Below are 21,206 nucleotides of genomic sequence, written 5' to 3'. Positions count from 1 at the left end.
CAAACGCGTCGGCATTGGGAATTTCCCTTACCGGCAGACAGTGCAATACACGGGACATACGCGCCAGTCATCATTGGATACTTTTCGATCGCAGCCCCCACCGTCCAATGACACAGACCGATACCCCCTCGACCCCCGTCCTGCTTCCCCGGCCACTTCTGCGCCTGCTGGCCGCGGCCTTGCTGCCGCTGGCGCTGGCCGCCTGCAATGGCGGCGATGGCGACGATGACGATGACACGCCCGTCGTCACGCCCCCGCCCGTGGTCGTCGACCCCGCGCCGGAAGTCGAAACGCCCACCCGCAACACCGCCTATCTGAAGGCGAAGGCCGGCGACGTCATCCAGGTTCGCATCGAAGAACTGCGCCCTACCCAGGCCGCCATCGGCTACGACCAGATCTACTACAAGCTGGGCCGCTGGCAAGGCGACTTCAACCGGGCGACCTGGGCGGCCGATGCCGCCTTGCATTTGGACTACCTGGACCGCACCGTCGGCAAGAAATTCGACGACTACTGCGAAGACATGGGCGGCACCGAGCGCGCGCAGAAATTCGCGGACATCGCCGCGGCCCGCGCCGCGCGGCTGGACCAGCCGGAAACCTTCGCCTGCAAGGACGCACCCGGCACGCATACCGACAACCTGAAGACCGTCGTCGTCGGGTGGGACGGCAATCTTTACCTGACGGACGGCCACCACACGTTCTCGTCGCTGCGCACCATTTTCGATGGCGGCCCCCAGCTGCCCGTCTGGGTGAAGGTCGACGCCAACTACAGCGACTTGACCACCGCCGCCGCATTCTGGCAACGCATGGTCGATGAACGCCGCGCCTGGCTGCGCGACGGCCAGAACCAGCCCATCACCGTGGACCAACTGCCCAGCCGCCTGGGCATGGCCAGCGCCGACGAGGCCGGCGGCATGCAGGAAGACCGCTACCGCTCGCTGGTCTACTACACGCGCGACATCGCCTACAAGAACGGCAGCCTGCCGGAGTTCGCGGAATTCCTGTGGGGCGACTGGCTGCGCCGCCAAGCCGCCGGCGGCCAGTTGCCCGCGCTTGACCAGTACAAGATGCTGGCGCCCGCCACGCCCGCGCAGATCCTGGCGCCCAGTTCGTTCAACGCCACGCTGGCGCCGGGCGGCGCCAACGACAGCTACGCCGCTGCCGTGCGCGATGCGTCATTGAAGATGGGCGCATTGGCCGTCACGGACATCGTCTTCGACGACCGCACGGCGGCCAGCCTTGGCGTGATTCCGTTGACGGCAAACGTCGTGGCCGGCGTTTCAGTCAAGGGCTCACGCGACACGCTGGACGAGCTGACCCGCAACGACGTCAAGGACAATGGCACGCCGCGCAATGCCGGCAAACTGTGGTTCGCGGCGAATTACCGCGCTTGCGGCAAACCCGCTGCGGGGACCTGCTGGGGCTGGTAGGACAGCTTGCCCGGCAAGGCGTGCCGATCATCGAATTGATCGCGCTAGTCCGCCGGGCGAAGAAGGCCAGATCGTTCCGCAGCCTGCCACGGTAGCGCCAGCGCGCCGCCGTGGATGGCGCGGTCTGACGCCCGATCCTGCCGTTTTTCGGGCGATTGTGATCGGTGTATTTTTCACGCGCTTCGAGTATCTTGTGGCTCTTTCCGCCCTTTTCGAGACCCGAACAATGAGCATCGATTCCCTCTCCATCCAGGACAAGAACGCCGCACCCGGCGCGGACGCCTTTCTTCAATTCCTGGTCAACCTGGTGAACAACGGGAGCCAGATCGAAAGCATCGGCGTGACGTTGCAGATGGGCGGCATGATGGTGTCTGGCTCGATCGTATCGGGCGCGGAATATTTCGACCGTTTCGCCGCCAGTTTCACGAACTCGCTAAGCGCGATCGACGCGGACACCCGCGCCAGCGTGCATGCGTCGCTGGCCGAATTGGGCGACGTCTTCCGCGTGCCCCAGCCCGCCGATCCGCTGCCCAATTACATTCACCTTGCCGATGCCTTGTTCTTTGCGGCGGACGGCTCGCCTGTCGCCGGGCAGCCCACGCTGTGGCGTGGCCGCACCAGCGCGGTGGATGGGTTCATTCTGGGCCGCATGCAGTCCGACACGGCAAGCTGAAGCGCCGGCTTCAATAACGCCCCGGCCGCCGGCATTCTGCACCCGACGCGCGCCGGGTGTTGACTCAGCCGGCAAAGCGCGTGGTACAGGCGCGGAATGACCGCCATGCGCTGCTATCGGCTTGTAGCCAGGCGTCCAGGCAATCGGCGCTGAGCGGCGCGGACATGGCGGCGCCCCGAAACAGCAGATCGCTATGCAGCCGCATCCACGCGAAATCTCGGATGTCGTCCACACCGCTTGCCACCACTTGCAGGTTGGCGCTCCAGGCGCGCTCCATCAGCGTGAAGAACCGCCCCTGCAAGGGACGATCTGCGGACAAGCCCGGCGGTATCTGTACTTGCAGCCCTTCGGCACGCAATATGCCGTATTCGGATGCCACGCCATGGGCGCCGCCGGGCTCCAGGCGCGCGCGCAAACGGGGAACGAAGTCGGGATAGCGCGCCAGGATGTCGGCGCGCTTCGCCAGCCTGCCGCTAAGCGGCAACGTGAATGTGACGCTTGATGCCGCCACCGTCAGCGGCGCGATATCGTCATGGCAGGCCTGCTTGTTGACCCATATCTTTTCGTTGACCAGGCCGATTCCCAGTTCGACGCACAGGCGCTCTGCCAGGGATCCCGAGGCGTTCACGTCCAACGCGTGTTCAAACGACAGATCGATCGAGGCGTTGAATCTCTTGAAGAAGGCCACGCCGGCCGCTAGCCCGGCGGTGCCCCGGGAAGGCCTGAGGCTGTTCCAGAGAGAGGGGCGGCAACGTCCCAGCACGGCATATTCGTGGACTTGGCCTTGCGCAGTGAAGACAGGTTGAAAGCGCAGCAGAACGGACGCTTCCTGTGAAGGCCAGGAACGGGCGTCATCCTTCATGAGTCAAAGTCATTCTGTTCTCGATTAACGTCTGGCCGCAGCACAACGGCAGCGGCACAGCACGTGAACCGGCCGCGTTGCAGCATCGCGGGGAGAATCCGAGGCCGGAGCTCCGTATCCGGCCAATACTGCCTACGCCCGCTCAAAAATGAACAAGAAAGTTCTTAAACCGGCAGGCCACGCGATCCTTATCAACCCAGCGGCCGCCGCTACGCGCCCCAAAACGCCTGCCCGCCAGCCCGGTTCACTTTGAGATTCTTCTTATTCCCCTGGTAAGCAGGTGTTTCTATCATGGGAACAAATGCTGCTAGAAGACTGCGGCGCTCCCGCCCTTGAATCTCAATCCGCGCCACGCGCGGCCTCCTTGCTGCTGCATTTTCTTGCGGTAGCCTTGCTCGTGTGCATTGCTGCGGGCGTCACGCTCTACCTGTATGGGGCGTTCACCAACGTCGTGTCCACCTACCGCCGCCACATGAACGCCGCCGCCTACGATGCGCAGCAGTTCTTCGACCAACGCGAAGCGCTGCTGCGATCCCTCTCTGCCTCCGCCGTGCGCAACAATGGCACCCAGCACATGGAAGAAGCGCTTGCCCACGCGGGCGCGGCTCCGCAGATCGAGGTCCTGCCACTGCAATCGACCCCGGGCGCTTACGAATGGGCACTGGTACTGACCCATCGCGACCTGCAACGCGTGGCGCTGGCCAGCACCAAGGTGGTCTACAGCTCGCCCCGTCACGCCACCGCGCTGCGGATGTCGACTCGCGACCCGCTTGCCCTGACCCCGATCTCCACCGATATCCAGGAATGGCTGACGCGCACCCTGGCCGATATCAATATCCGACCGACCGCCCACGGACAACCGCGGATCATCTGGCTGCATCCGCCGCAGGACACCGCCATGCGGCTCTTCCTGTTCACGCCACTGGACCCCGCAGACACCGAGGCCGGCTGGATCGGCCTGGAAGTCCAGGGCGTCGAGTCCGCCGTGAACATGCCACGGGCGGGCGCGGGCAACTATGTGCTGTTCGACGAGCGTAACCGTCCCGTCATGCACAGCCCGGACGCCGCTGCCGCCGACCGCACGCTGGCCCACTCGTCGCGCGAAGACGCCTTCGGCCTGCAAGGCCAAGGATGGCTCCCCGACTATCTGGTGCTGAGCAAATCCGTGGGTGAAGACGGCTGGCGGCTGGTGTATTACATGCCGCTGCAGCGCGTGCTGCAAGACAACGCCATTGCCTTGCAGACGACGGCCTTCGCGTCCCTGCTATTGACCCTCGCCGTGGTACTGCAGGTGCGCTACATCCGCCGCCATATCGTGCTGCCCGCGCTGCGTCAATACGAAGCCCTGGCCGACAGCGTGTCGCTCAATCAGAAGCTGATCGAGGTGGCCCCGGTGGGCCTTTGCCTGCTGCGCCGTACCGACGGCGCCATTGTCCTGTCCAACGACATGGCACGGCGCTGGTTCCGGGGCGCGCCGGGCTGGCGGGCCGACATCCTGCCCCGCGACGGCAACGAGACCACGCGCGAACATAAACTGAGCGACGGCCGCAGCGCTTACCTGACCTTCGCCCCCACCACGTATCGGGGCGAAGCCGTGGTGCTTTGCGGCATCAGCGATATCTCGCCGTTGAAACGCGTGGAGCAATCACTGTTGCAGGCCAAGCGCGACGCAGAAGCCGCCAACGAGGCCAAGACCCTTTTTCTCACCACGATGAGCCACGAGATCCGGACGCCGCTCTATGGCATTCTTGGCACGCTCGAATTGTTCTCGCTGACCTCTGTCAGCGGCCAGCAGGCGCAGTATCTCGAGACCATCCAGCAGTCGTCGGCATCCTTGCTTCGCACCATCAACGACACATTGGATATCTCGCGCATCGAAGCGGGCCATACCGCTTTGCAGTGCGCCCCCTTCTCACCCGTCGAGCTGCTGAACAACGTCGTCGCCAGCTTTGCCGCGCGCGCGCACGCCAAAGGCTTGCGCGCTTATGCCGTCGCCGACCCGGAATCGCCCGCCTCGGTGATGGGCGACGCGACGCGCATTCGCCAGATACTCGACAACCTTGTCAGCAACGCCATCAAGTTCACGGACTCCGGCCAGATCGTATTGCGCCTGAAGCTTGACGGCAGCGATCACGAAGGCGCCGACCTGAGCTTCCAGGTGGCGGACACGGGGCCCGGCATCGCGCCCGCCCACCAGAGCCGATTGTTCGACCCCTACTATCAGGTTGACGCGGACAGCCCGGTGGATCTGCCGGGCACCGGCTTGGGGCTGTCGATTTGCCGCCGCCTGGCGGACACGATGAATGGCCAGCTCAATGCCGTCAGCGAATCCGGCCTTGGCACGAGCATCACTTTTGAAATCCGGTTGCCTCATGCGACGGACACGCCCGACGCACCCGTTCCCTGTCTTGAGAGCACGGCGGTCTACGTGCAAGGCGCGGTGCCCGAGATCGTCAACAACCTTTGCGAGTGGCTGCGCCGTTGGGGCGCGGTGGCGTTGCCCTATTCCGCAGGCAGCGCCGCAGCGGCTGGCTCTGCCGTGCTGGTGCAAGCCTGGCCGCACGCGAAACGCCGTGGCCACTGGAGCAAACCGCAGGTCGTCATCCACCCTCCAGGCCTGCCGGCACCGGTCGACGACAGCCCCAGCACCTGGTTCGCCAACGCGTACAGCCTGGCCAGCATCCGCCATGCGGTCCACTTGGCGCAAAGCGGTTTGGCACGCAGCCCGGCGCTTGAAGCCGAAACACCGTCCGACTCGCTGAACCTGAGGCTGCTCGTCGCCGAAGACAACCCCATCAGCCAGTTGATCCTGCGCGAACAACTGGAACACCTGGGCTGCGCCGTCGTGCTGGCGGAAAATGGCGAAGAAGCGCTGAACCTGCCCGAGCTGATGAGCTTCGATGCCGTGCTGACCGACCTGAACATGCCCCGGCTGGACGGCTACGCCTTCACGCGGCAACTGCGTCAGCGTGGCTACGGCGGGCCCATACTGGGCATCACCGCGAACGCCTTTCCCGACGAGCAGCGACGCGGCATGGACGCCGGCATGACCTGCCTGCTTGTCAAACCCTTGGCATTGGCCGCATTGCGCCAAACCCTGCAATCGATCAAGGCCCCTTCCAGCTGACCATGTCTTTTGCTTACAACGCGCCGAAACCGGGCGGACATTCGTTCCTTGAACTTCGGAAATTCCTAGTTCAAGAGTGAGCCCTGGTGCAGAATGATCCCGATGCTCCACCCGCTCATTTCTCCGCGCCCCCGAATGGAACGACTCAGAATAGTCCTTGCCGACGACCATCCGCTGGTGCTGATGGCCATGCGCGATTTGCTCGAAAAGGAACTCAGTTTCGAGATCGCCGCGACACTGGCCAGCCCGACAGCGCTGATCGACCATCTACGCCTTGACCTGCCTGATGTGATCATCACCGACTATTCGATGCCAGGCGATGAAACCTATGGCGACGGCATCCGCCTGGTCAGGTACCTGACGCGGCACTTTTCCCGCGCACGGATCGTCGTGCTGACGATGGTGTCCAACCCCATGATCATTTCGGCCCTGTATGACACGGGCGTCGCTGCCGTGGTGCTCAAGCGCGACAACCTGGCCGAAATCTTGACGGCATTGCAGACGCTACGCGCTGGCCGCACGTACTATCCACCAGGTTTCCAAGGCGAAGGCACCACGGATTCGCGCACCAAGTTCATCGGCGAACGCATCAACAGCCTGTCGCCCAAGGAATATGAAGTGCTGCGCCACTTCATCCAGGGCGGGTCCATGATGCAGGTCGCCGAAACGCTCCAGCGCAGCGTCAAGACCGTCAGCGGACAAAAGATTTCCGCCATGCGCAAGCTGAACGTTCGGACGGACCAGGAATTGGTAGCATTCTGCGTAGAAAGCGGGATTTTCCAGTAAAGAAACGAGACCACAAGCATGACGCAAGACGCAATTGAAACCGTGACGGACCTTGAGGTAGACCGCAAGGCGATGGAGGCCTTGATTGAACGCGCGGCGGGCCGGCCGCTGTCGTTCCAGGACTGCGATTTCCAGGAGGCCGACTTTTCCCGGCTGGACCTGCATGGCGCGCAATTCACCGCGTGCGCCATCGCGGGCGCCTCGTTTCAGGGCGCCACGCTTGCCGACACGTCGTGGGTGCGCTGCCGTGGCGGCCAGGCCAACTTCGCTTCGGCCGACGCGAGCGATGCCGTGTTTCAGAACTGCGACCTGAACAACGCCAACTGGCGCCGCGCCCGCCTGGCGGCGGCCACGTTCCAGGGCTGCAAACTGACCGGTTCCGATTTCGACGGCGTGGCCTGCCTGGGCTGGACCGTCGAGGAATGCCTGCTGGTGGGCGCGCTGCTGCGCGGCGTATCGTTTCGCAAGTCGACCATCATGCAACTGGACTTCTCGGACGCCGATCTGGCGGGCAGCGACTTCCGCGACACGGTCTTCCATGGCGGCAGCCTGCGCAACGCGAATCTGAAGAACGTTCGCTTCGAAGGCGCCGACCTGCGCGAAGTGGACCTGAGCGGCATCGACCTGACGGTTGCCGCCCGCCTGGCCGGCGCCACGATTTCCAAAGCGCAGGCCGCCGTGCTGCTGGCCGAGTTGCGCATCAGCGTAATCTGATGCGCCCCCGGCTTACGCAAGCCCCATCGCCGGATCGCTGACCGTGTGCTTGCCCGTCTCGACCCGGCCCGCGAAGCGGCGGTAGTAGGTCGGGTCGCTTGCGCAGGTGACGGCAAAGTCGTACCACTGCGCGCTGCCTTCCAGCGACCAATGCAACGACGCCGTGGCCTTGCCCGCCACCGTCTGGCGCCACGGGCCATCCTGACGATAGGCCATCGCCGTCACTGTGAAATCGGCGGCCGTGGCGCCGGCGTTCATGAGTTCGGCGTAGACGTCGCCGTTGGCGATGTCGTAGCAGACGCGGATCTCGGGCGCGACGTCCGTATCCGCAATGCGCTGGGTGTCGCCCTTGAAGTGACGGTGCAAGCCATTGGGCCCCAGCACCCATAGGTCGTAGCGGCCCAGATTGTCGCGGAACGCATTCCAGGTATCCGACAGCGACTTCTCCGCTTCCACGACATAGCGACGCGGGATGCGCGCCAGATTCAGCCGGTCATAGACGTGGAAGACTGCTGCCTGTTTACCCGTGTTGGAGAACAGCAGCTCGACCATGCCTTCGGCGCTGCACCGCGCGCTGACGTGCAGTTCGTAGGGCAGCGCGCGCGACGGGCGCGTGCCGCTGGCCTGAAGGGGCAGTTGCATGTCGGTCGGCAAGGGCATGGCGGGCAGCGCTTCCTGCGCGCGGCGCAACTGGTCGGCGGCGCTTCGGGTCGTGCGCCCGGCCAGCGTGGGCAGTGCTTCCGTGTTCGGCGTCTGGAAGTTGAACGCGCTGGTCAAATCGCCGCAGACGGCCCGGCGGAACGGGCTGATGTTGGGTTCCCTGACCCCGAAACGCGTCTCCAGGAAACGCAGCACCGAGGTGTGATCGAACACCTGCGAATTGACCCAGCCGCCACGGCTCCACGGTGAAATCACAAACAAGGGCACGCGGGGGCCGGGGCCATAGACGCGGCCGTCCGGCGCGGGTTGGCTGCCGCTGCCCGCCGGCGCGGGATGCGAGAAATACTCGAACGCCATGTCGGCGTCGTGCAGCGTCGACTTTCCTGCCTTGGCCAGGCCGGAATCGGGCGAAGGCGCCGATGGGGACGGCACGTGATCGAAGTAGCCGTCGTTCTCGTCGAAGTTCACCAGCACCACCGTCTTGCTCCAGACCTCGGGCACCGCGGTCAGGGCGTCCAGCACTTCCTGCAAGAACCACGCGCCCTGCACCGGGCTGGACGGGCCGGGATGCTCGCAGTAGATCGACGGCGCATTCATCCAGCTGACCTGCGGCAGCTTGCCTTCGCGGATGTCGCGCTTGAAAGCGTCCAGGTAATTTTCGGGCGCCGTGCCGGGCAGGGTATTGGCGATGCCCTTGTACAGCGGGTTGTGGGCGTTGTCGGTTGCTGCGTCGTAGGCGTGGTATGGCAGCGCCTGGCCCGTGTTGGCATACGGCACGCCCGGCTCGCCGCCGCTGGATACGGGAAAGCCTGAAGCCATGTTGGCGCGGCGGAACGTCTGGAATGCGCCGAGCATGTTGTCGCCCCATTCGTCCGGCATGTTCTGGTATGAAATCCAGCTGATGCCCGCCTCTTCCAGCCGTTCGGCGTAGGTCTTCCAGGTGTAGCCCCGGTTTTGCGTGGCGGCCTGCCCGTCGATCCAATCCCATTCATTGTTGACGAACGATGCGCCGCCTGCCGTCGCGCCGTTCGTGCCGGTCAAATGGAAGGACCGGTTGGCGTCGGTGCCAGTATGCATCGAGCAGTGATAGGCGTCGCATAGCGTGAAGGCGTTGGCCAACGCGAACTGGAACGGGATTTCACGCTCTTTGAAATAGCCCATCGAGATATCGGTTTTCTCGGCGGGCCAACGCTGCATGCGGCCATGGTCCCAGGCAGCCTGGCTGTCTGCCCAGGTATGGTGCGCGCCGTCCGCGCGCTGCGCATTGTTGGCGCTGCCGTCCAGGTGATAGGGCGTGAGCACGGCGCCGTTGGCACGCTGCTGCTGCCAGACGTTGCGGCCGTTGGCCAGCGGGATCGTGAAGCGGTCGCCAAAGCCGCGCACGCCCTTGAGCGTGCCGAAGTAGTGATCGAACGAGCGGTTCTCCTGCATGAGGATGATCACGTGCTCGACATCGTTGATGGTGCCGGTGGCATTGTTGGCCGGGATGGCCAGGGCGCGGCGAATGCTGGGCGGGAACGCGGCCAGCGCGGCCGCGGCAAACCCTGCGCCCGTGGTGGTCTGGAGAAAGTTACGGCGAGAAGTCATTGTCGGGATTCGGTGTCGTTAGGGACGGGACGAAGCGGATCGAGCCAGGCGCGGCTCAGGGCGCGCAGCGCAGCACTGGCGCCGGCGCCGGCGGATTGGGCTGCTCCGTAACGGGAGGCTCGGGATTGGCCGGCGACGATTCGTCGCTGTCATCGCCGCCACAGGCGGACAAGGCGGCGGCCGCAAGCAGCGTGGCCGCAAGCATTCTTGCTAGGGGTTTGGAGGGCATGGGAAGGTCGGAGTAAATGGCGGAAGCAGACTCTCACGCCGTTGTCAGCCGGCATGACCTCGGGGAGTCTAGGAACGCGACGTGACATCCACGTGAAACGGCCGGCGTGCCCGGCTGCGTGGATGTATCGACGTATTTCCGCTACGCGTGTAAGCGGCGCGCCGCGCTGGCTAGCGGCTGCGGCGCAAGAAGCGCTGCTCGACCACCACGCTGCCCCATTGGCGGCCTTCCGATTCGTCCGTCAGGACAAACCCCGCCGCCTCGTACAGGTGACGGGCGGCGTCCAGCCCTTTGAATGTCCACAGGTAGGTCTGGTTGTAATGCGCGTCGGCGAACGCCAGCGCGCGTTCAAGCAGCGCCCGGCCCACGCCCATGCCGCGTAGCGATTCGTCCACGATGAACCAACGCAGGTGCGCCTGACCGCTGGCCAGATCGCCATCGATCACGATGGAGGCCAGCACCCTGCCCCCGTCCACGTACAGCCACATGTTTTTGCCCGCGGCCGGGAGCCCTTCGGCGAAGTCGCCCAATTCGCTGGCCACCTTGCGTTCGAAGTACACGCCAAAACCCGAGGCCTGCGCGTAGTAGCGGGCATGCAGACTGGCGACGTCGCCGATGCAGCCCGGCACATAGCCTTCGCGGATCTGATCGTCGATGCCCGCCACCGCCCCCGGCGACACGTTGGGGTTTTCGCGCGACAGCGCATTGGCGTACAGGGACATGAAGCGGATCAGCGATTGCTGGTCATCCGGTGCCAGCTGGCGCAACGCCCGCGACACTTGATCGGTGGCGAACTGGTCGATCCGGGCGCGCAACGCGAGCCCTGCGTCAGTAAGCGCCAGACGGGAAGACCGCGCGTCATCGGTGTCGGTTTCGCGCGAGACCAGCCCGGCGGATTCCAACTTGGCCAACTGACGGCTGGTGTTGGACTTGTCCAGCCTGAGGATGGCCGCCAGGTCGCGGGCCTGAATGCCCGGTTGCAAGCCGATCTCGATAATGGCGTGCACGGCCGAGGGGGCCAGGTCGCTTCCCGCCAGGGACGTTCGCATGAAGCCCAGTTCGCGCACCAGCTTGCGGGAAAACTCCCGCAGGTCCCGAATGGTCTGCTCGCGGGACTGGGAGGGAAAGTCGATGAGATCCATGGCGGCCCCGATAAGTTGCGGTACGCAACCAATATACTTGCGAGCCGCAACCAAATCAAGCGCCAAGCATTATGCACGCTGCGCTCGCCGCGTCATGCCGGGCTGGGTCGTTTGAACGCCGCCCGGGCGGCGTCGACGACGGGCCGGCAGACGCAGCCGTTCATATGGTCGTTGACCATGCCGACCGCCTGCATGAAGGCATACATCGTGGTCGGCCCCACGAAGGTCCAGCCGCGCTTTTTCAAGGCGCGCGACAGCGCCGTCGATGCCGCCGACGTCGGGTTCTGGTTCCAGTAGTCCAGGTCGACCGTGCCCGGCCGTTCAGCCGCGGGCGGCTCGTGGCGCCACAACCAGCGGGACAGCGATCCCGTTTCCTCGGCCAGCGCCAGCGCCCGGCGCGCGTTGTTGATGGTGGACACGATCTTGGCGCGGTTGCGCACAATGGCGGGGTTGCCCATCAGCCGGTCGACGTCTTGCTCCGTATAGCGCGCCACGCGTTCAAAGTCAAAGTCGTCGAAGGCTTCGCGGAAGGCCTCGCGCTTGCGCAGGATGGTGATCCACGCCATGCCCGCCTGGAAGCCTTCCAGGCAGATCTTTTCATACAGGCGGCGGTCGTCGCCAACGGGACGGCCCCATTCGTGGTCGTGATAGTCGGCCATGGACGGTTGCCAGAAGCAGCGCGGCACGCCGTGCGCGTCCCACACCAATCCCGCCTTGTCCGCGGGGTTCGGGCTGTTGGCGACAGCCGTGACGTCGAGCAACGTCATTACCTGCCTGGCACCGGGCAGCTCATGTCGCCTTCCTGGCATTTCAGGTAGGCGTCGAGTTCTTTGGTGCGGGTCTGCGTCAGCGAATCCAGGCACTGGCTCAGCACCATCGGGTATGCGCTGCCGCCCGTCGTGCCGCTGGCCGAAAACGCGCATTCCGCATCGCGGAAAAACAGCCAGGCCTTCTGGGCGGCTTGCAGTTGCGTCGTCTTGGTCCGGTCGTCCTTCAGGCGCCCGATGACGGTTTTGTAGGCCTTGTTCAGCGCGGCATCCGACTTCCTGTAGGCTTGGTCAGCGCACAGGTTCATGTCCGTCTGCGTGGCAGCATTGGCGCAATTCAGCGGCTGCGCCTGCGCGCTGGCCGCCAGCATCAGCGCGGCGGCCGTGGCGATCGCGATACGCATGGGCGTTTCTCCTGGTTGTCGGATGAGTGGGTAGTTCCGAGGGGAAAGTGTCGCATAAGATATCGGGCATGAAGATCCAATTGCTTTCCGACCTGCATCTAGAATCCGATCCGACCTTCCTGGCGCGGCCCACGCCGGGCGCCGACCTGCTGGTGCTGGCCGGGGACATCGGCTCGTATCAGCGGGGTTCGAAGCTGAATGGCACGGACTTCGGCCTGGGCAGCTACGCGCCGCGCAACGGCTGGCCCACGCCCGTGGTGTTCGTGCCCGGCAATCACGAATACGACAATCTGGATTTCGACGACACGCACGACCGCCTGCGCGAGCTATGCCATGCGCTGGGCATCCAGTGGCTGGAGCGCGAAACCTGCGTCATCGACGGCGTGCGGCTGGTCGGCACCACGCTCTGGACGGACTTCGACGCGTTGGCCACCGACAGCGACACCCTCGGCGCCGCGCTGACCAAACGCGCCAAGGCCTTCCGCGCGGCCGACTTCTATCTGGAAAAGGCCCAGATGCGCCGCCACGGCGCGCCCTTCATGGCCGAGCAGATGCGCGAGCAGGGCCTGGTGTGCCAGCAATGGCTGGATGCAGCGCTGCGCGAGCCGTTCGACGGCCCGACGTTGGCCATCACCCATTTCGCGCCCACGCTGGCCAGCGCCGATCCGCGCTATGGCGTCACGCCCGGCACCGCGGGCTTCTGCAATGCGCTGGACGCTCTGTTGCCGCTGGCCCACACATGGATGCACGGGCACCTGCACTGCGCGCACGACTACGTGAAAGACGGCTGCCGCATCGTGGCCAACCCGTTGGGCTATGCCAGAAAGGGCGAACAGGCGGACTTCGCGCCTGATCGCCTGTGGGAAGTGAACGCCTAGAACTTGACGCTGGCGCTCAGGCCGTAGGTGCGCGGGTCGCCTGCCTTCACGTAGTCGGACGACTGGAACAGCCAATAGCGCTTGTCCGTCAGGTTGTTGATGCCGGCGCGGAACGTCGTCTCGTAGCCGTAGATCTGCGTGTCGTAGGTGGCGCCGATGTTGACGATGGCGTAGTCGCTGACCTTCACGTTGTTCGATGCGCCCAACATGGTGTTGCCGGTGTACTTCACATCCGCGCGCAGCTTCAGGCCCGGCAATTGCGGCACCGAATACGCCACCTGCGCCGCCGCCACCAGCTTCGGCGCGCCCGCCACGCGGTTGCCCGTGTAGTTGTTGCCCTTCTTGTATTCGGAATCCAGGAACATCAGGCTGCCACCCACGTTCCAGTTCGTCGCCACGCGCGCCGATGCGCCCAGCTCCAGCCCCTGATAGATCGATTTTCCGTCCTGCGTCAGTTCGTTGGCCGCGTTGGCGTATTCGGCCTTCTTCTCGATGCGAAAGAGCGCCGCCGTCGCGGCCCAGTCGTCCTGGTCCGTTTTCACGCCTAGTTCATACTGCTTGCTCTTCAAGGGATCCAGCAAGGCGCCGTAGTTGGTGTAGATGTTGCCCACCGACGAGCCCGGTTCCAGCGACTCGATATAGCTGGCGTAGGCCATCGTCTGCGGCGTGATCTTGTACATCAGTGCGATGGTCGGCGTCAGCACGCCGTTCTTGTCGTAGCTCGACGATTGCGCGCCCGTGGCGTCAAATGCCGTCTGCTCGTAGTTGGTGTAGCGCAAACCGCCCAGCAGCGACCAGCCCCCCGTAAGGTCGATCGTGTCGCTGGCGAACATCGCCTTCTGCGTGATCTCTGCTGCGCGGTACAGGTCCAGGCTGCCCTCGCTGTAGTAGGTGTTCGTGTTTTGCGAACGCAGGTTGCCCGTGCCCTGCAGCTGATACACGCCATTGACGCTGTAGTCGTTCTTCTGCTTTTGCCACGATGCGCCAGCCACCACGTGGTGCTTCAGCGGACCGGTCGCGAACTTGCCTTCGATCATGCCTTGCCACTGGTTGTAGGCGTAGGCCTCGCCGTAGTCGGAGCGGTAGTCGTCGTAATCGCCCGCCTGATTTTGCAGGAACAGCACGGACTCGTTGCGGCGCGTGCGCGTGGTGCTGTAGCTGTAATCGGTGCGCACGCTCCAGTCGGACGATAGCTGGTACTTCAAGCCTGTCGAGTAATAGCGGAAATCGTTGTCGGCGTACGGGCCCTGGCCCACCAGCTTGCCGTTGTCATTGCGCACCGCCAACGGCAGTTCGCTGCCCGCCAGTTGCCCGGCATAAATGGTGGGTTCCTGGCCGATCGCCTTGCGGTCTTGATAAATGGACTGAAAGTCCCAGGTCAGCTTGTCCGTCAAGCGCGCGTCCAGCGCCAATGACACGGAATCGCGATACAGCGAGCCGCCGTTATACGTGTTGCCTTCTTCGTGCGTCGCATTCAGGCGGTAGCCGAACGTGCCGCTTTGGCCCGCCCGGCCGCCCAGGTCCACCTGCTCGCGCAGCAGGCCTTTCGACACATAGCCCAGCTCGATCCGGCGCACCGGCTCGTCGGTGGGCTTCTTGGTCACGTAGTTGACCAGGCCGCCCGGCGAGCCAAAGCCGTACATGAAGCCCGACGCCCCCTTCAACAGATCAATCTGCTCGAACTGTTCGAACGGCAGCGTCGTCACATAGCTCAGGAACGGCTTACCGTCGATGCGATAGGAATTCTGCCAGTCCAGCGGCAGGCCACGCACCGTCAGATAACTGGCCCAGGCGCCATACGAGGCGCTGTTGTCGCTGACGGAGGCATCCAGGGCGAACACATCGCCCAGCTTGCTGACTTGCCGTTCCTCGATATCGGCCGCGGTCACCACGGTGGTCGAGAACGGCGTTTCCAACTGGCTGCGATTGCCCAGCGCGCCCGTATTCACCGGGGCGGACAGATGCTCCAACGTCTCGTCGAGCGGCGCGGCCTTGACCGTGACGGCAGGCAATTGCGCCACGCCGTGTGGGTCGGTAGTGGATTGTGCTTGCGCCCCAACCGGAAAAACCATGCCCAACGCCAGGGCAAGAACGGAAGGCGTAACAGCGGGCCGTGCGAGCTTGCGCGCACGGCCCTTCCGGGTGGAAGACGGACGGACCACGTTGAATTCTCCAGAGAGCGGGGATGTAAAGGGTGTTTTTTATTATTAATAAAACTGATTCGCAATAAGATTTACGAATCAAGACAACCCCGACCGCTGACGGAATGGCCTAAGGCTCCAGTCCCGCCACCGGCAACGCGAAAAGCACTACGCCTGGATTGGCGATCACAAACCCCGTCCCGGCCAGGAAGGTGACCGGAGACAGCAGCTTCATCATGTCGGCGCTGCCTTGCGAGTCCTGCACCGTGACGCGATACGACTGGTCCAGCGACGTCGCTGCCACCCCCGCCGCCTGCGCCGCGGTGGGCGTATCCGGCCGGGCAAGGTAGCGCTTGCCTTTAAGGTGATGGGTGTAATACACCAACCCATCCTTCGTGGTGTTGAAGTGCATGGCCAGCGCCTCTTTCCGGTCGCTCGGCGAGGCGTTGTCCATCAATTGCAGGCGCACCAGGCCCCAGGTGAGGCCATCGGCCCCCACGTGAAAATCGCGCAGGACCACGGCAGTCAGCCGCGTCCGGAACCCGGACGCCATCGACTGCGCCATCGCGGGCGGCATGTCGAACAGATAGTGATACCGCGGCCCCAGCACGGCGAAGGTCTTGCCGTCCGACGACACCATCAGCGTGGAGACGTCTTCGGTATAGACCTTGGTCGATGCGCAACCCGCCACCATGAGCGCAAGCGCCGATAGCAGCAACGTCGTCACGAGGCGTCGCATGGCGCTTGGCAAGCTCTTGGAGTGGCTTCTGGCTGGCCGCGGGATCAGGGCGCGGGATTCGGATGGCGCGTGTGAATCCCGTCGATCGCCTTCAACAATTCAGGCGACAACGTCACGTCGACGCTGTCGATGTTCTCCTTCAGTTGCTCAAGCGTCGTGGCGCCCACCAGGTTGCTGGTGACGAACGGGCGCTGGTTCACCCAGGCCAGCGCCAGGTGGGTGGGCGACATGCCGTGCTCGCGCGCCAACGCCACGTATTCGGCGGTGGCGGCCTCGGCCTGCGGGTTGCTGTAGCGGGTGAAACGGGTGTAACGGGTCAACCGCGCGCCATCGGGACGCGCGCCGTTCAGGTACTTGCCGCAGAGCATGCCCATCGCCAGCGGCGAATAGGCCAGCAGGCCCACGCCTTCATGGTGGGTGAATTCGGACAAACCGATTTCGAACACCCGGTTCAAGAGGCTGTACGCGTTCTGGATCGACACGATGCGCGGCAGCGCGTGCGTATCGGCGTGGCGCAGGAACTGGCCCACACCCCACGGCGTTTCGTTGGAGACGCCCACGTGGCGCACCTTGCCGGCGCGGACGAAGTCTTGCAGCACCGACAATGTTTCCTCGATCGGCACGGTGTGGTCGTCTTCCACCCAGGGGTAATTCAGTTGCCCAAACGTGGCGGTAGTGCGGTCGGGCCAGTGCAACTGATACAGGTCCAGGTAATCCGTCTGCAGCCGCTTGAGGCTGGCGTCCAGCGCCGCCGTCAGGTTCTTCCGGTCCAGGAAGGTCTTGCCGTCGCGGATATGGCCGGGGCGCTTGGGGTCGCGCACCGGGCCGGCCACCTTGCTGGCCAACACGATGTCATGGCGGCGCTTGCTGCGCGCCAGCCAGGTGCCGATATAGGTTTCGGTCAGGCCCTGGGTCTCGGGCTTGGGCGGCACCGGATACATTTCGGCCACGTCGACCAGGTTGACGCCGCGCGACAGCGCGTAGTCCAGTTGCTGATGCGCTTCGGCCTCGGTGTTCTGTTCGCCCCAGGTCATGGTGCCCAATCCAATCAGGCTGACATCCAGGTCGGTACGGCCGAGTTTGCGGGTTTTCAAGTTCTGCTCCGTGCGGGGTCTTAATCGGGAATCGACACCTTACTCCAAGATGTTGGCGTTTCGCTGACAACCCCCCCGGGGATCCGGCAGCTTGCCACCCTGCCGCAATCCGCATACGCTGGCGTGTCCGCGAGGGAGGCGCCATGCTCAGGAACTTCGACGAATCCTATCTTTTCTTCATCGGCGTCATCGTCTTCCTGGGCATCATCGAGCTCTGCTTCCGGCTGGGCCGGCGGCAACGCAAACCGGCCGACGAGTCGCACCGCACGCACATCACCGCGCTGCAGACCGCCCTGCTCGGCCTGCTGGCCCTGCTGCTGGGCTTTACCTTCGCCATGTCGGTCACGCGATTCGAAGCGCGCAAGAACCTGGTGCTGGAAGAGGCCAATGCCATCGGCAACGCGTATTGGCGTTCGCAATTGATCGCGCCATCGGCGCGGACGCAGGTGCCCCGCTTGCTGCTGGAATACACCAAAGCCGCGCTGGAACTGCATGACGCGGAAAACGACATTCCCCGTTTCGACGCGGCCAGCGCCACGTCGCGCCGCATCGAACGCCAGATCCGCACCTTGGCCGCCGACACCGCCGACAACCCACCGGCCATCTCGACGATCATGTTCATCCAGGCCATCAATGAAATGGCACAAGTCAACGAAAAGCGCCGCGTGGCGCTTGAGAACCATGTGCCCGAGCCGGTTTTCTACCTGCTATTCATCGTCAGCGCGGGCGCCGTGGCCTACATTGCCTACGGCACCGGCCTGTACGGGCGCAGACGGCTGACGTCGACGGGCCTCTTCGCGGCGCTGATCGCGCTGGTGTTGACGTTCATCGTCGACATCGACCAGCCCGGCACCGGCGTGATCCAGGTCAACCAGGAAAGCATGGAGCGGATGCAGGGCTTGCTGGAGCAAGAGCTGTAGCGCGGCGGCTCGGCCCTGCCCTGCCGGGGCGGGGCTTAAAGGACGACGTTCAAAACAGGAACTCCAGCACCTCGTCGCCCGCCGCGTTGAACGTGCCCGTCGACCGCCATCCCAGATGGCGATAAAACCCGTATGACCGCACTGCGGGATCGGCGGCGCAGCCCAGGAACAAGCGTGCAAAGCCCCGCTGGCGCAAAAGCTCGGCCGTCATGCTCAACACCGTCTTGCCCACGCCCCGGCCTTCGAATGCCGGCAGCAGCGCAAGCACGACGATTTCTCCCGTGTCGCGGTGTCCGAAGCAATAGCCGGCCAGCTTGCCGCCGTCGACGGCGACCACGCCCGGATACAAGCCGGATTCGATCCCCGCGCTCCAGGTCTCTGGCGTGATCCCGGCGTCAGCCAGCTCTGCCGCGGTCACGGCGTTTTCGCGGGTCAGGCCGCGCAACACGATGCAGGCGGCGGCGTCTTCAGGGCGGGCAAGTCGGTAGGTAAGGCTCATCGGGATGCTTGAAACAGTGTCTTCAGGAAAGGGGCCGTCGCCCCGGCGCCGGCCTGGCTGACGGCGTGCGGCGTGCCTTCGGCGACGATACGGCCACCCTCGTCGCCGGCACCCGGCCCGACGTCGATCATCCAGTCGCTACCCGCGACCACGCGCAAGTCGTGCTCGACGACAACGACGGTGTTGCCGGCATCCACCAGGCCGTGCAGCTGCGCCATCAGCTTATCCACATCCGCCGCGTGCAGGCCGGTCGTGGGTTCGTCCAGCACGTAGAGCGTGTTGCCGCGCTGGTTGCGCTGCAGCTCGGTGGCCAGCTTGATGCGCTGCGCTTCGCCACCGGACAGTTCGGTGGCGGGTTGCCCCAGGCGAAGATAGCCCAGGCCGATCTCGTGCAGCAGCGCCAAGGGACGTTGCACCACGGGTTCGTCCTGGAAAAAGTCCCGCGCCTCGTCGACCGTCATCGCCAGGACTTGCGCGATGTTGCGGCCGTTCCATTCGATTTCCAGCGTCTTGGCGTTGTAGCGGCTGCCGTGGCAGGCGGGGCAAGGCGCATAGACGCTGGGCATGAACAGCAGTTCGATACTGACAAAGCCCTCGCCTTCGCATGTCTCGCATCGCCCCTGGGCGACATTGAACGAGAAGCGGCCGGCGCCGTACCGGCGCGACTTGGCCGCACGGGTTCCGGCGAACAGTTTGCGAACGTGGTCGAACAACCCGGTGTAGGTCGCCAGATTGGAGCGGGGCGTGCGGCCGATGGGTTTCTGGTCCACGTTGACCAGCCGCTTGATGGCGTCGGCGCCGGCCTCGATGCGGCCCGTCGTGCGCGGCAGGCCGCCGGGCGGCGGAAGATCGCCTTCGGGTTCTTCGACGGCGGGCTCGTGGCCCAGATGCTCGCCGATCAATTCCACCAATGCCTGGCTGACCAGGCTGCTTTTCCCCGACCCTGACACGCCCGTTACCGCCGTGAACGCCCCCAAGGGAAAGCGGGCATCCAGGCCATGCAGGTTGTTGCGCCGGATGCCCCGCAACGACAGCCATCCCGAAGGTTCGCGGGCCGGCCGGCTGCGCGGGGCCGCCCGGTCGAACAGATACCGCGCGGTCAGTGACGCGTCGACGTTGCGCAGGCCCTCGGGCGGCCCGCTATACAGCACCTGCCCGCCATGCTGGCCGGCGCCGGGCCCGACGTCCACCAGCCAGTCCGCGCGCCGCAGCGTGGCCAGGTCGTGCTCCACGACGAACAGCGTGTTGCCGGCCGCCTTCAATTGGTCCAGCGCGCGGTGCAGCGCCTGCCCGTCCGCCGGATGCAGGCCGGCGGACGGTTCGTCCAGCACATACACGACACCGAACAGGTTCGACCGGATCTGGGTGGCCAGCCGCAGCCGCTGGAGCTCGCCGGGCGACAGGGTGGGCGTGGACCGGTCCATCGCCAGATAGCCCAGACCCAGCGCCTGCAAGGTCCCGATACGCTCGACCAGGTCATGGGCGATGCGTTGGGCCGCGACGTGGCGTGCGCCGTCGGCCGCCGCCCCGTCGGCATGGCCGCTGGCCGCGGGGGCCAGGATCTGCGCGATGCGGGCAAGCGGCAAGCGCGACAACGTGCCGATGTCCAGCCCCGCGAACTTGACCGATAGCGCTTCACGCTTGAGCCGCCGGCCGTCGCAAACGGGGCACGGCGCCCCGGTCATGAAGCGGGCCACGCGCTTTTTCATCATGGCGCTTTGCGTGGTGGCGAACGTGTGCATCACGTAGCGCCGCGCGCCCGTGTAGGTGCCCATGTAGCTAGGCTCTTGCTTGCGGCGCAGCGCGGCCCGGGTTTCAGCAGGCGTGAACCCCGCATAGACGGGCGCCGTCGGCTGCTCGTCGGTGTACAGGATCCAGTCGCGAGCCTTCTTGGGCAGGTCGCGCCAGGGCGTATCGACGTCGTAGCCCAGCGTGACCAGGATGTCGCGCAGGTTCTGCCCGTGCCAGGCGGGCGGCCACGACGCGATGGCGCGCTCCCGGATGGTCAGCGACGGATCAGGCACCATGGATTGCTCGGTCACGTCGTAGACGTAGCCCAGGCCGTGGCAATTCGGGCAGGCGCCCTGCGGCGTGTTGGGCGAAAAGTCTTCGGCATACAGCATCGGCTGGCGCGCGGGGTAGGTGCCGGCCCGCGAATACAGCATGCGCAACATGCTGGACAAGGTGGTGACGCTGCCGACCGTGGAACGCACGTTCGGGGTGCCGCGTTGCTGCTGCAGCGCAACCGCCGGCGGCAGGCCATCAATGGCGTCCACGTCGGGCACGCCGACCTGGTCGATCAGGCGCCGGGCATAAGGCGACAGGGACTCCAGGTACCGCCGCTGCGCTTCGGCGTACAACGTGCCGAAGGCCAGAGACGACTTGCCCGATCCCGATACGCCGGAAAACACCACCAGCGCATCCCGCGGGATGTCCACATCCACGTTCTTCAGATTGTGTTCGCGCGCCCCACGAACGCGGATGCAGGCGTCGGCGCGCGGCTTGGCGGATTTCTTTCGCTGGCTCATGCCAGGAATAATAATGGACGCCGCGA

Annotated in this window: 18 protein-coding genes; 7 read left to right on the top strand and 11 right to left on the bottom strand. The window is 64.9% G+C overall.

Translation table 11 applies throughout. From position 1 onward, the window contains the following. Positions 1 to 107: 107 nt before the first annotated feature. Both CQ050_RS07715 and gvpU read left to right on the top strand, forming a co-directional pair. Positions 108 to 1,430 (top strand): ParB/Srx family N-terminal domain-containing protein, encoded by a 1,323-nt coding sequence (locus CQ050_RS07715; RefSeq protein WP_105556218.1) that lies wholly within the window; start codon positions 108 to 110, stop codon positions 1,428 to 1,430. A gap of 226 nt (positions 1,431 to 1,656) precedes the next feature. Further along, positions 1,657 to 2,103, top strand: a complete 447-nt coding sequence (gvpU, locus tag CQ050_RS30935) for a gas vesicle accessory protein GvpU (protein ID WP_199196750.1) — start codon at positions 1,657 to 1,659, stop codon at positions 2,101 to 2,103. Between the two features lie 64 nt (positions 2,104 to 2,167). Here gvpU and CQ050_RS07705 read toward each other — a convergent pair whose 3' ends face one another. Beyond that, complete coding sequence (locus CQ050_RS07705; RefSeq protein ID WP_105556217.1) at positions 2,168 to 2,965, bottom strand: hypothetical protein; 798 nt, start codon at positions 2,963 to 2,965, stop codon at positions 2,168 to 2,170. Positions 2,966 to 3,266: 301 nt separating this feature from the next. On the opposite strand from CQ050_RS07705, the gene CQ050_RS07700 reads away from it, so the two are divergent. From CQ050_RS07700 to CQ050_RS07690, 3 genes are all read left to right on the top strand, one after another. Continuing rightward, positions 3,267 to 6,092, top strand: a complete 2,826-nt coding sequence (locus tag CQ050_RS07700; protein ID WP_105556216.1) for an ATP-binding protein — start codon at positions 3,267 to 3,269, stop codon at positions 6,090 to 6,092. Between the two features lie 135 nt (positions 6,093 to 6,227). Then, a complete protein-coding gene (locus CQ050_RS07695) occupies positions 6,228 to 6,878 on the top strand; it encodes a response regulator (protein ID WP_105556215.1) in 651 nt (216 codons plus the stop codon). A gap of 18 nt (positions 6,879 to 6,896) precedes the next feature. Further along, positions 6,897 to 7,592, top strand: a complete 696-nt coding sequence (locus tag CQ050_RS07690; RefSeq protein ID WP_105556214.1) for a pentapeptide repeat-containing protein — start codon at positions 6,897 to 6,899, stop codon at positions 7,590 to 7,592. 12 nt (positions 7,593 to 7,604) lie between these two features. On the opposite strand, the gene CQ050_RS07685 is transcribed toward CQ050_RS07690, so the two are convergent. From CQ050_RS07685 to CQ050_RS07670, 5 genes are all read right to left on the bottom strand, one after another. Continuing rightward, a complete protein-coding gene (locus CQ050_RS07685; protein ID WP_105556213.1) occupies positions 7,605 to 9,839 on the bottom strand; it encodes a phosphocholine-specific phospholipase C in 2,235 nt (744 codons plus the stop codon). A 55-nt stretch (positions 9,840 to 9,894) separates the two neighbouring features. Then, positions 9,895 to 10,068: a hypothetical protein gene (locus CQ050_RS30930; RefSeq protein ID WP_199196749.1), complete on the bottom strand. Its 174-nt coding sequence runs from the start codon at positions 10,066 to 10,068 to the stop codon at positions 9,895 to 9,897. A 170-nt stretch (positions 10,069 to 10,238) separates the two neighbouring features. Further along, the gene (locus tag CQ050_RS07680) at positions 10,239 to 11,210 is read right to left on the bottom strand and encodes a helix-turn-helix domain-containing GNAT family N-acetyltransferase (protein WP_105556212.1); all 972 of its coding nucleotides are present in this window, start codon (positions 11,208 to 11,210) and stop codon (positions 10,239 to 10,241) included. Positions 11,211 to 11,302: 92 nt separating this feature from the next. Further along, positions 11,303 to 11,977 carry a DNA-3-methyladenine glycosylase I gene (locus tag CQ050_RS07675; RefSeq protein WP_105556211.1) on the bottom strand — a complete coding sequence of 225 codons (675 nt, stop codon included), beginning with the start codon at positions 11,975 to 11,977 and terminating at the stop codon, positions 11,303 to 11,305. Further along, complete coding sequence (locus CQ050_RS07670) at positions 11,977 to 12,381, bottom strand: lysozyme inhibitor LprI family protein (RefSeq protein WP_105556210.1); 405 nt, start codon at positions 12,379 to 12,381, stop codon at positions 11,977 to 11,979. The genes CQ050_RS07675 and CQ050_RS07670 overlap by 1 nt, the downstream gene beginning before the upstream one ends. Positions 12,382 to 12,449: 68 nt before the next feature. Between CQ050_RS07670 and CQ050_RS07665 the strand changes: the two genes are divergently transcribed. Next, on the top strand, positions 12,450 to 13,259 hold the full coding sequence (locus CQ050_RS07665) for a metallophosphoesterase (RefSeq protein ID WP_105556209.1): 810 nt from the start codon (positions 12,450 to 12,452) through the stop codon (positions 13,257 to 13,259). On the opposite strand, the gene CQ050_RS07660 is transcribed toward CQ050_RS07665, so the two are convergent. From CQ050_RS07660 to CQ050_RS07650, 3 genes are all read right to left on the bottom strand, one after another. Further along, a complete protein-coding gene (locus CQ050_RS07660) occupies positions 13,256 to 15,421 on the bottom strand; it encodes a TonB-dependent siderophore receptor (protein WP_105556208.1) in 2,166 nt (721 codons plus the stop codon). The genes CQ050_RS07665 and CQ050_RS07660 overlap by 4 nt on opposite strands. Positions 15,422 to 15,530: 109 nt before the next feature. Beyond that, positions 15,531 to 16,139, bottom strand: a complete 609-nt coding sequence (locus CQ050_RS07655) for a hypothetical protein (protein WP_105556207.1) — start codon at positions 16,137 to 16,139, stop codon at positions 15,531 to 15,533. A gap of 44 nt (positions 16,140 to 16,183) precedes the next feature. Next, positions 16,184 to 17,233, bottom strand: coding sequence for an NADP(H)-dependent aldo-keto reductase (locus tag CQ050_RS07650; protein ID WP_105556206.1), 1,050 nt, complete (start codon positions 17,231 to 17,233; stop codon positions 16,184 to 16,186). A 143-nt stretch (positions 17,234 to 17,376) separates the two neighbouring features. Between CQ050_RS07650 and CQ050_RS07645 the strand changes: the two genes are divergently transcribed. Continuing rightward, positions 17,377 to 18,153 (top strand): hypothetical protein, encoded by a 777-nt coding sequence (locus CQ050_RS07645; protein WP_105556205.1) that lies wholly within the window; start codon positions 17,377 to 17,379, stop codon positions 18,151 to 18,153. Positions 18,154 to 18,202: 49 nt separating this feature from the next. On the opposite strand, the gene CQ050_RS07640 is transcribed toward CQ050_RS07645, so the two are convergent. Together CQ050_RS07640 and uvrA are read right to left on the bottom strand one after the other, a co-directional pair. After that, complete coding sequence (locus CQ050_RS07640) at positions 18,203 to 18,652, bottom strand: GNAT family N-acetyltransferase (RefSeq protein ID WP_105556204.1); 450 nt, start codon at positions 18,650 to 18,652, stop codon at positions 18,203 to 18,205. Then, entirely contained in the window at positions 18,649 to 21,180 is a 2,532-nt protein-coding gene (gene uvrA / locus CQ050_RS07635; protein WP_105556203.1) for an excinuclease ABC subunit UvrA, read from the bottom strand. The genes CQ050_RS07640 and uvrA overlap by 4 nt, the downstream gene beginning before the upstream one ends. Between the last annotated feature and the right edge of the window lie 26 nt (positions 21,181 to 21,206).

The sequence above is a fragment of the Achromobacter sp. MYb9 genome (genome assembly GCF_002975275.1).
Lineage (GTDB): Bacteria > Pseudomonadota > Gammaproteobacteria > Burkholderiales > Burkholderiaceae_B > Achromobacter.
This window is presented reverse-complemented; position numbering and strand designations above follow the sequence as displayed.

What these genes read in the sequence shown, in the direction of transcription:
- CQ050_RS07715 (WP_105556218.1), top strand. Translation starts at nt 108, where the DNA reads ATGACACAGACCGATACCCCCTCGACCCCCGTCCTGCTTCCCCGGCCA.
- gvpU (WP_199196750.1), top strand. Translation starts at nt 1,657, where the DNA reads ATGAGCATCGATTCCCTCTCCATCCAGGACAAGAACGCCGCACCCGGC.
- CQ050_RS07705 (WP_105556217.1), bottom strand. Translation starts at nt 2,965, where the DNA reads ATGAAGGATGACGCCCGTTCCTGGCCTTCACAGGAAGCGTCCGTTCTG.
- CQ050_RS07700 (WP_105556216.1), top strand. Translation starts at nt 3,267, where the DNA reads ATGCTGCTAGAAGACTGCGGCGCTCCCGCCCTTGAATCTCAATCCGCG.
- CQ050_RS07695 (WP_105556215.1), top strand. Translation starts at nt 6,228, where the DNA reads ATGGAACGACTCAGAATAGTCCTTGCCGACGACCATCCGCTGGTGCTG.
- CQ050_RS07690 (WP_105556214.1), top strand. Translation starts at nt 6,897, where the DNA reads ATGACGCAAGACGCAATTGAAACCGTGACGGACCTTGAGGTAGACCGC.
- CQ050_RS07685 (WP_105556213.1), bottom strand. Translation starts at nt 9,839, where the DNA reads ATGACTTCTCGCCGTAACTTTCTCCAGACCACCACGGGCGCAGGGTTT.
- CQ050_RS30930 (WP_199196749.1), bottom strand. Translation starts at nt 10,068, where the DNA reads ATGCCCTCCAAACCCCTAGCAAGAATGCTTGCGGCCACGCTGCTTGCG.
- CQ050_RS07680 (WP_105556212.1), bottom strand. Translation starts at nt 11,210, where the DNA reads ATGGATCTCATCGACTTTCCCTCCCAGTCCCGCGAGCAGACCATTCGG.
- CQ050_RS07675 (WP_105556211.1), bottom strand. Translation starts at nt 11,977, where the DNA reads ATGACGTTGCTCGACGTCACGGCTGTCGCCAACAGCCCGAACCCCGCG.
- CQ050_RS07670 (WP_105556210.1), bottom strand. Translation starts at nt 12,381, where the DNA reads ATGCGTATCGCGATCGCCACGGCCGCCGCGCTGATGCTGGCGGCCAGC.
- CQ050_RS07665 (WP_105556209.1), top strand. Translation starts at nt 12,450, where the DNA reads ATGAAGATCCAATTGCTTTCCGACCTGCATCTAGAATCCGATCCGACC.
- CQ050_RS07655 (WP_105556207.1), bottom strand. Translation starts at nt 16,139, where the DNA reads ATGCGACGCCTCGTGACGACGTTGCTGCTATCGGCGCTTGCGCTCATG.
- CQ050_RS07645 (WP_105556205.1), top strand. Translation starts at nt 17,377, where the DNA reads ATGCTCAGGAACTTCGACGAATCCTATCTTTTCTTCATCGGCGTCATC.
- CQ050_RS07640 (WP_105556204.1), bottom strand. Translation starts at nt 18,652, where the DNA reads ATGAGCCTTACCTACCGACTTGCCCGCCCTGAAGACGCCGCCGCCTGC.
- uvrA (WP_105556203.1), bottom strand. Translation starts at nt 21,180, where the DNA reads ATGAGCCAGCGAAAGAAATCCGCCAAGCCGCGCGCCGACGCCTGCATC.